Origin of the sequence: Nocardiopsis halotolerans DSM 44410 (genome assembly GCF_000341065.1) — a bacterium.
Taxonomy (GTDB): domain Bacteria; phylum Actinomycetota; class Actinomycetes; order Streptosporangiales; family Streptosporangiaceae; genus Nocardiopsis; species Nocardiopsis halotolerans.
Genome location: NZ_ANAX01000155.1, coordinates 1 through 7,995, shown reverse-complemented (window position 1 = coordinate 7,995; position 7,995 = coordinate 1). Strand labels below are relative to the sequence as shown.

Sequence of the window (7,995 nt, the reverse complement as noted above, 5' to 3'; positions counted from 1 at the left end):
TGGCGCGCAGCAGCCGGTCGGCGAGGCCGCTGTCGCGCCACAGCTCCCACAGGACCTGTTCGGCGTCGGCCCCCTTGGCGTTCAGGTCGCGGACGGTCCGCAGCGCCTGGGCGACACGGGTGGCGGGCGCGGCGATCTCGGGGTCGACGAGGGTGAGCTCGGCCGGGTCGCGCAGGGCGTCCACGAGCAGCTGGGAGGAGGGCCGGTAGGCGCCGCCTTCCTTCTGGCCGCCCTCCTCCCGGGCTCCGTCGTCGTGGGCGCGGTCCAGGTCCAGGCGGCGCAGCGCCCGGACGAGCCTGCGCAGCCGCACCGTGTCGGCCTCGCCGAAGGGGCTGGTGAGGAGTTCGCGCGCGGCGTCGTCGTCCAGTTCGTCCGGGGACAGGCCGTAGCGGATCAGCGCGAGCATGGGGCGGACGAGGGGTTCGGCGGCCACCGGCANCCGCCCGCCACCGGGACCGAGGCCGCGCTCAGGGCACGGCGCAGTACCGGCAGCTGTCGGGTGGAGGAGCGCACCAGCACGGCCATGTCCGACCACGGGACCCCGTCCATCAGGTGGGCGCGGCGCAGGGTGTCGGCGATGACCGCGGCCTCCTGGGTGGCGCTGTCGGCCAGGAGCACGCTGACCTCTCCGTCGGGAAGGCCCTCGGAGGGGGCCAGGTCGCGGTGCTCGTTGACGTGTCCGCGCGCGGAGGCGACCGCGGGCAGGCGCCGGGTCAGGCCGCGTGAGGCCGACAGCAGGGCCCGTCCGCTGCGGCGGCAGGTGCGCAGCGCGACCACGGGCGCCTCGGTGCGCCGCGCGGTCGGGAAGCGGCGCGGGAAGTCGAGGATGCCCCGGACCTCGGCGCCGCGGAAGGCGTAGATGGACTGGTCGGGGTCACCGACCGCGACCAGGTCGCGGCCGTCCCCCGCCAGGGCGCGCAGGAGTTCCTCCTGGGCGGGGTCGGTGTCCTGGTACTCGTCGACGAACACGGCCTCGTGTGCGGCGCGCTCGCGTTCGCGGACCCCGGGGTCGGAGAGCAGGTTGGCGGCGACCCGCACCAGCTCGGCGTAGTTGAGCGTGGGCACGGGTGCGACGTCGAACCGGCCGGTGTAGCGGTCCAGGAACCCGGCCGCGGCCACCCAGTCGTCGCGGTCGCGCTCGCGGCCGAGCGCCTCCAGTTCGGCCGGTCCCATGCCGCGCTCCTGGGCGCGCATGAGGAAGTCGCGCAGCTCCTCGGCGAAACCGCGGGTCTCCAGGGCGGGGCGCAGGCGCTCGGGCCAGTCCGCTGCGCCGTCCAGGGCCTCACCCCGGAGGAGCTCGCGGACCTCCATCAGCTGTTCGGGGCCGGAGAGCAGTCGCGGCGGCAGGTCGCCCATGCGCTGGAACTCGCGCCGGATCAGGGCGTAGGCGTAGCTGTGGAAGGTCAGGGCCAGCGGTTCGCGGGTGGTGCGGCGCAGCCGTGCGGTGATGCGCTCGCGCAGCTCCTGGGCGGCCTTGCGGCTGAAGGTGAGCACCAGGACGCGGGAGGGGTCCGTGCCTCGGTGGTCGATGCGGTCGACGACGGCCTCGACGATCGTGGTGGTCTTGCCCGTTCCGGGTCCGGCCAGGACCAGGAGGGGACCGCCCTCGTGCTCGACCACGCGCCGCTGGTTCTCGTCCAGCACCGGCGGCGGCTGCACCCGGTGGGCGCGCCGCACGAGACGGTACGGAGATGTGTTCACGCACCCAGTTCACCAGAGGGTGGCGACCATCCCGCACGTCATCCCCGCCACACGGAGTCCGTCAGCCTTCGCCTCCCCCGTCCCAGCGGGCCCGCCGCATGTCCACGCGATCGCTTCCGGGGCGCATGGGTGTGCCCTCCGCCGCGTAGTGGGACAGCGCGCGGACCTCGTTGCAGGAGGGCGGTCTGCCGTCCGCGCGCACCACGCGCCACCAGGGCACTCCCCCGCCCCACGTGGACATGACCGAGCCGACCTGGCGGGGCCCTCCCCTACCGACGTACTCGGCGATGTCGCCGTAGGCCATCACCCGTCCGGACGGAATCCGCTCGACCACGGCCAGGACCTCCTCGGCGTAGTCGTTCGGCCCGCCCTCCTCGTCCTCGAACACCCCCGCAGCCTAGCGGCGGCCTCCGACACGGGAGACGCCTCCGTACGCGGCGGACTCCGGGGACCGCCACAGCACCGAAGGGCGGTCGCCCGCTTCCAGCGGCTTGGTGGGGCGCTCGCCCGGAAACAGCGGGGCCTCGGAGAGAGCGGCGTCCGGCCGCGCGGACACGGGTCGTGGATCAGGCGGAGACCTCGTTGACGTGCGAGCTCCAGGCGAGATCGGGGTCGCGCCTGCGGTCACGGGCCGCCCTCGACAGGCCGAACACCCCCAGCAGGACCACGGCCCCGCCGAGGATCCACGCCGTCCAGGCCGCGGCGGTCACGCCCGTGAAGTCCAGCAGCCACGGCAGCGCGAACACCAGCGCACCGAGTACGAGGGATCCCATCTCGCTCGTCAGAGCGCCCGGGCGGGTGAGGGAGATGACGGCGGCCATGACGACGCCCACCCCGAGAGCGAACATCGCGCCTCCGCCGAGGCCCTGCATCCCGTGCCAGACCCAGCTCGCCACCAGGGCCAGACCGGCGAGGATCTCCACCCAGTCCGCCCAGCGTCCCCTCCGTCGCATGGGGTCACCTCCCAGCGTCGGGCCGCCGTCGGCCGACGGCCTCCCTGTCCGGTCCCTACCCACTCTCGGCGTGGACGGCACGGGGGAAGGGGGACGGAAAGGACGGGGGCGGTGCGGGAGGGATCCCCCGCACCGCCCCCGCCGGAGCCGGTGGACGGTCAGTAGACGGGCAGGCTCGGGTCGACCTGGTTGATCCAGGCCAGGACGCCGCCGCCCACGTGGACGGCGTCGGAGAACCCGGCCGCGTGCACCGCCGCCAGCGCCTCGGCCGAGCGGACGCCCGACTTGCAGTGCAGGACGATGCGCCGGTCCTGCGGCAGCTGTTCGAGCGCCTTGCCGTTGAGGAACTCGCCCTTGGGGATGAGCGTGGCCCCCGGGATGCTGACGATCTCGTACTCGTTCTTCTCCCGGACGTCCACGAGGAAGACCTCCTCGGGCTTGTTGTCCAGCAGGTCCTTGAGCTCGCCCGCGGTGATCGTGGAACCGGCGGCGGCCTCGGTGGCCTCCTCCGACACGGCGCCGCAGAACGCCTCGTAGTCGATGAGCTCGGTGACCGGCTCGGTGTCGGGGTCCTTGCGGACCTTGACCTCGCGCCAGGTCATCTCCAGGGCGTCGAAGATGAGCAGACGGCCCACCAGCGGGTCACCGATGCCGGTGATCAGCTTGATGGCCTCGTTCACCATGACCGAGCCGATGGAGGCGCACAGCACGCCCAGGACGCCGCCCTCGGCGCAGGACGGCACCATGCCGGGCGGCGGGGGCTCGGGGTAGAGGTCGCGGTACTGGGGACCGTGCTCGTTCCAGAAGACGCTGACCTGGCCGTCGAAGCGGTAGATGGAACCCCACACGTACGGCTTGTCCAGGATGACGCACGCGTCGTTGACCAGGTAGCGGGTCGCGAAGTTGTCGGTCCCGTCCAGGACCAGGTCGTAGTCGGCGAAGATCTCCAGGGCGTTGTCCGACTCCAGGCGCTCCTGGTGCAGGATCACGCGGGTGTTGGGGTTCACCTCCTTGATGCTGTCCCGGGCGGACTCGGCCTTGGGGCGGTCGACGTCGCTCTGTCCGTGGATGATCTGGCGCTGGAGGTTGGACTCGTCCACGACGTCGAAGTCGATGATGCCGAGCGTGCCCACACCCGCGGCGGCCAGGTAGAGCAGCGCCGGGGAGCCCAGGCCGCCCGCGCCGACGACCAGGACCTTGGCGTTCTTCAGGCGCTTCTGCCCGTCCATGCCCACGTCGGGGATGATCAGGTGACGCGAATACCGGCGCACCTCGTCCACGGTCAGCTCGTCAGCTGGTTCCACCAGCGGCGGCAGCGACACGGTGACTCCTCATGTCTGTTCGGGTTGCTTCACACCGCCCGTACCGCGGGGGCCACCGGGCGAGGGGACGGGACGCGAAGCGTACTTGCACTCATACCCAACCTAACGGGTGGGGTTTTCCATTCCCACCCCCGGGAGACGTGGAACACACGCGGGGAAACCGTCCCGTCAGCGGTAACCATCACCGGCCGCGAGTTCATCCCCGGGGCCGCGCGTACCGTGCCGGGCGGCGGGTAGTGGTCGGCTGTACGTTCGGCGACGAGGTTGGGAGGACCCTGTGGCGCAGGAGAACCGTTCCCCGAGACGGCGCCCGATCCCCGGAGAGGAGCCCGACTCCGAGGTTCCGGAGGCCGACGCGGTCGAACAGCGCGTGCCCGCGGGGGACGACGAAAGCGCGGACGGCTGGGAGGAGCCGTCCGGGGAGAGCTTCGACCGTGCCGCCGAGGCGGACGTGGTGGAGCAGGCCCGCGAGGCGGGCACCGACGACGACGAACGGCGGTGACCGCGGCGGGGTCCACCCTCTTTCTCCGTTTTCTCCTCCGGACCCCGGATCACGCCCTGACCACGTGTTCGTCGGGGTCCACGCCCCGCCCGCACGGGACTCCGGCGGGTTTCCCCCTGCTCACGGGGAACTTACGCCGGAGTAAGATGAGGGAGAAAGCCGTGGAGCACGCCACTGGCGGTCTCCGGCAGTACTAGCCACGCAGATGTCCGGTAATGGCGTGCATCTGCCATGCCGAGTTCGGAGGGTGGGTGTGACAGCTCCTTCAGACGCCCGCGCCCGGGGTACCCGCTTGCCCCGGGTCAGGCGCCGCCGCCAACTCCTGGCCGCAGCTCAGGAGATCTTCGTCGCACGCGGGTACCACGCCGCGGCGATGGACGAGATCGCCGACCGCGCCGGGGTCAGCAAGCCGGTGCTCTACCAGCACTTCCCAGGGAAGCTGGAGCTGTACCTGGCCCTGCTCGAAGAACACTCCGAGGCACTGGTCGAGAAGCAGCGCGAGGCCCTCCAGAGCACGGACGACAACCGCCAGCGCGTGGCCGCGAGCTTCCAGGCCTACTTCGACTTCGTCGCGGGCGACGGTGAGGCCTTCCGCCTGGTGTTCGAGTCGGACCTGCGCAACCTCCCGGCCGTGCGGGAGAAGAGCGAGGAGACCTTCCAGCGCTGCGCCGAGCTGATCGGCGCGGTGATCCGGCAGGACACCAGCATCTCCGACGAGGAGGCGCACCTGCTGAGCATCGGGCTGGTCGGCATGGCCGAGACGAGCGCCCGGTACTGGCTCAACAGCCGCGGTTCGGTCCCCAAGGACGCCGCGGAACAGCTGGTGGCCCGCCTGGCCTGGCGCGGGATCAGCGGCTGGGACCTCCAGCGCGCCCCCGGGGAACAGGGCTAGTCCGGACGGGTACCGGCCGGTTCCGACCCACGCCGAGGGCTCCCGTGAGCGTACGGGAGCCCTCGGCGTTTTCCGTGCACCACGAACGGTATTTCTTCCCACATTCAGGCAAGGAATCACCCAAAAAAAGGTAATCCCCCCAGCATGCACGGGACAAGCGATTCAATTGCCGCCCTCCGGGTATCGGCGGAATGAGAAGTAACGCACTTCTCTTCGCCGTATCCGTCCGGTTCTTCCCTTCGAAGCCCCGGCGGAGCAAGCGATTTGGGGGTGAAGACGTTATGGACGTGGGTCAGAGCCTGATGACGGCCTGGCAGGCGGTGGCGAGTTTCGTGCCGCTGTTGATCGGCTTCCTGGTGATTCTGGTCCTGGGCTGGATCATCGCCTGGTTCGTGGGGAAGGCGGTCGGCAAGGGGCTGCACAGCGTCGGACTGGACCGCGCGCTGCACCGCGGGGGTCTGGGGGAGTACTTCGAGCGCAGCCGGTGGAGCGCCAGCGAGCTGTGCGGAAAGATCGTCTACTACGTCGGACTGCTGTTCGTGCTCACTCTCGCGTTCAGCGTCTTCGGGGCGAACCCGATCAGCACGTTGCTCAACGACGTCATCTCGTGGATCCCGCGCGGCATCGTCGCGCTGGTGATCGTGGTGGTGACCGCGATGATCGCCAAGGCGGTCCGCGACGTCATCTCCGGTGCGCTGGGCGGCCTCTCCTACGGCCGTGTCCTGGCCAACGTGGCGGCCGTGTTCATCATGGGCCTGGGCGTCATCGCGGCTCTGAACCAGATGGGCGTCGCCGTGAGCGTCACCCTGCCGGTGCTGATCACCGTGCTGGCCACGATCGGCGGCATCCNAGGAGGGAGCCGATGCGGTCGCGCTGGTCCCGCTGGCTGGACGTGGCCGAGCAGGAGACCAGCCGGATGAGCGAGGAGGCCAGCTACAACGCCGGACGCCAGGCGGCCATGGACCGTCCCGCCGCCAGGGAGCGCAGGGAGCCGCGCGAGGGCGCCACCTCCCAGAGCGCGCGGCGCGGCGTGGGGGACGAGCCGCCCGCCACGTGACGGTTGGTCTCCCCGCGTCAGGACGCGGACACGGGACGAGGGCGGGGCCGTGCGGCCCCGCCCTCGTGGTGTGCCCCCGAGCCCGTCAGAAGCGCCCTACGGGGCCGTGACGGGATACGACGGGAAACCGTCTAGAGGAATTCCGAGTCGCGCAGTTCCAGGCGTGAGAGATGCTCGATCCGCCGGAAGGTCAGTACGACGGAGGCGATGATCGGGAGGAAGGCCAGCCAGAAGGCGACGCTCCCCGGCCCGGTGAAAACCATCGACACCAGCGCGACGACGAAGATCAGTGCGAAAAGCGCGAAGTCGACGCGGTCCTGTTGGATCAGGACGCCGACCGGTGGGCGCGCCGCCCCATGCCGACCGCTCCTCATTCGCCTTCCTTTCTCGCGGCTCCGCGGGCCGCTCCGCCAGTTACGGCGCCTGTGGATCCGCTTGCGGACCGACATAACGCCGTGAATCCCACGTTGCATTCCGCAGTGCCCTGGTTCGACCACGCCGGACCGGTGAAGACCTCCGTGGAGTCACCGGTACTTTTCAGCGTACGCCCAGTGAGGGGTTTTCACCGGAGAACTGGCAGGGCTGGTGGCCACGAGGAGCTTGGGTTGTGGACCGCACCGACCTGCGGACGCCAACAAACCTAGCGGACGAAACCGCGCTCCTTGGCCAGTCGGCAGATCGCGAGGACGCGCAGGGTCTCCCAGTCGTACTCGACCGCCTCGGAGTCCCAACCCTGTTCGAGGCAGCCGTCGAGGAACCCGTGGAGGTAGGTGCCGAGGGTGCGGGCGTTGAGCTCGCTTCCGGAGGAGGTGATCCCTTCGCACACCTGTGCGGCATGCTGGTCCAGCTCAGAGCACATCCAGGGCTCGATCGGACCGCCGAGGGGGCCGATCCTGTGGAAGTCACGGGTGAGTCCGGCCAGCGGATGGCGCACGGAGGTGCCACTGGGCATGGAAGTACCTACTCGCGTGGTCAGGAGACGGAAGCTTCACCGATTTTACGGGCACTGACCAATGAATCGTCACGAAAGTGTTGGATATTACCCGCGCTTGACCAAGGTGCAACAGGACCAGGTCAAGTCTGGGCAAGGGATCGGCCGCCGGAACCGGGGATCAGGCGGTCAGCCCCATGGCCTCCAGGCGGGCGGAGTGCCGGTCGGTGAGCGAGGCGAACATCCTGCTGACCGCGGCGAGGTCGCCGAGCCCCGTGCCCTTCGAGGACTGCTCGGGGTCCGCGGCCAGGAGCGCGGCGAGTTCGGGACGGGACACCGCCACCGACTGCGCCTGGCTGAGCGCCTCGCCGACCAGTCGGCGGGCCCACAGCGACAGGCGTCCGACCAGCTTGGGGTCCTCCTCCACCGCGGCGCGCACCGTCGCGGAGACGAACTCGGCCCGGCCGGTCTCGGCGAGCACGCCCTCCACCAGGTTCCGCGTCTCCTCGTCGGCCAGCGCGGCGACCTTGCGGTAGAAGTCACCCGCGATGCCGTCGCCGACGTAGGTCTTGACCAGGCTCTCCAGCCAGCTCTGCGGCTCGGTCCTGCCGTGCCAGGAGTCCAGCGGTCCCACGAA

General features: G+C 70.6%; 8 protein-coding genes and 2 pseudogenes. 3 read left to right on the top strand and 7 right to left on the bottom strand.

Annotated elements, in window-relative coordinates; genetic code table 11:
* From D455_RS30120 to moeZ, 4 genes and pseudogenes are all read right to left on the bottom strand, one after another.
* Positions 1–1,677 (bottom strand): annotated as a pseudogene (locus tag D455_RS30120) (ATP-dependent helicase); the annotation flags it as partial.
* A gap of 85 nt (positions 1,678–1,762) precedes the next feature.
* Positions 1,763–2,089 carry an MGMT family protein gene (locus D455_RS0111565; protein ID WP_017570886.1) on the bottom strand — a complete coding sequence of 109 codons (327 nt, stop codon included), beginning with the start codon at positions 2,087–2,089 and terminating at the stop codon, positions 1,763–1,765.
* Positions 2,090–2,267: 178 nt separating this feature from the next.
* Positions 2,268–2,654, bottom strand: a complete 387-nt coding sequence (locus D455_RS0111555; RefSeq protein ID WP_017570884.1) for an SPW repeat domain-containing protein — start codon at positions 2,652–2,654, stop codon at positions 2,268–2,270.
* A gap of 158 nt (positions 2,655–2,812) precedes the next feature.
* Positions 2,813–3,976 (bottom strand): adenylyltransferase/sulfurtransferase MoeZ, encoded by a 1,164-nt coding sequence (moeZ, locus tag D455_RS0111550; RefSeq protein ID WP_017570883.1) that lies wholly within the window; start codon positions 3,974–3,976, stop codon positions 2,813–2,815.
* A gap of 277 nt (positions 3,977–4,253) precedes the next feature.
* On the opposite strand from moeZ, the gene D455_RS0111545 reads away from it, so the two are divergent.
* The 3 genes and pseudogenes from D455_RS0111545 (at position 4,254) to D455_RS30115 (ending at position 6,427) form a co-directional block, all read left to right on the top strand.
* The gene (locus tag D455_RS0111545) at positions 4,254–4,478 is read left to right on the top strand and encodes a hypothetical protein (protein WP_017570882.1); all 225 of its coding nucleotides are present in this window, start codon (positions 4,254–4,256) and stop codon (positions 4,476–4,478) included.
* Between the two features lie 253 nt (positions 4,479–4,731).
* A complete protein-coding gene (locus D455_RS0111535) occupies positions 4,732–5,370 on the top strand; it encodes a TetR/AcrR family transcriptional regulator (RefSeq protein ID WP_026122538.1) in 639 nt (212 codons plus the stop codon).
* Positions 5,371–5,651: 281 nt separating this feature from the next.
* A pseudogene (locus D455_RS30115) lies at positions 5,652–6,427 on the top strand (mechanosensitive ion channel family protein).
* A 131-nt stretch (positions 6,428–6,558) separates the two neighbouring features.
* Here the strand turns inward: D455_RS30115 and D455_RS0111525 are convergent.
* The 3 genes from D455_RS0111525 to D455_RS0111515 all read right to left on the bottom strand — a co-directional run.
* Entirely contained in the window at positions 6,559–6,801 is a 243-nt protein-coding gene (locus D455_RS0111525) for a hypothetical protein (protein ID WP_017570879.1), read from the bottom strand.
* 266 nt (positions 6,802–7,067) lie between these two features.
* Entirely contained in the window at positions 7,068–7,379 is a 312-nt protein-coding gene (locus tag D455_RS0111520; RefSeq protein WP_017570878.1) for a DUF6401 family natural product biosynthesis protein, read from the bottom strand.
* 160 nt (positions 7,380–7,539) lie between these two features.
* Positions 7,540–7,995: ferritin-like fold-containing protein (locus D455_RS0111515; protein WP_017570877.1), on the bottom strand; the 456-nt coding region annotated here is incomplete at its 5' end.

Excerpts from the sequence above, each read along its gene's own strand:
- D455_RS0111525 (WP_017570879.1), bottom strand. The coding sequence starts at position 6,801 with ATGAGGAGCGGTCGGCATGGGGCGGCGCGCCCACCGGTCGGCGTCCTG.
- D455_RS0111555 (WP_017570884.1), bottom strand. The coding sequence starts at position 2,654 with ATGCGACGGAGGGGACGCTGGGCGGACTGGGTGGAGATCCTCGCCGGT.
- D455_RS0111520 (WP_017570878.1), bottom strand. The coding sequence starts at position 7,379 with ATGCCCAGTGGCACCTCCGTGCGCCATCCGCTGGCCGGACTCACCCGT.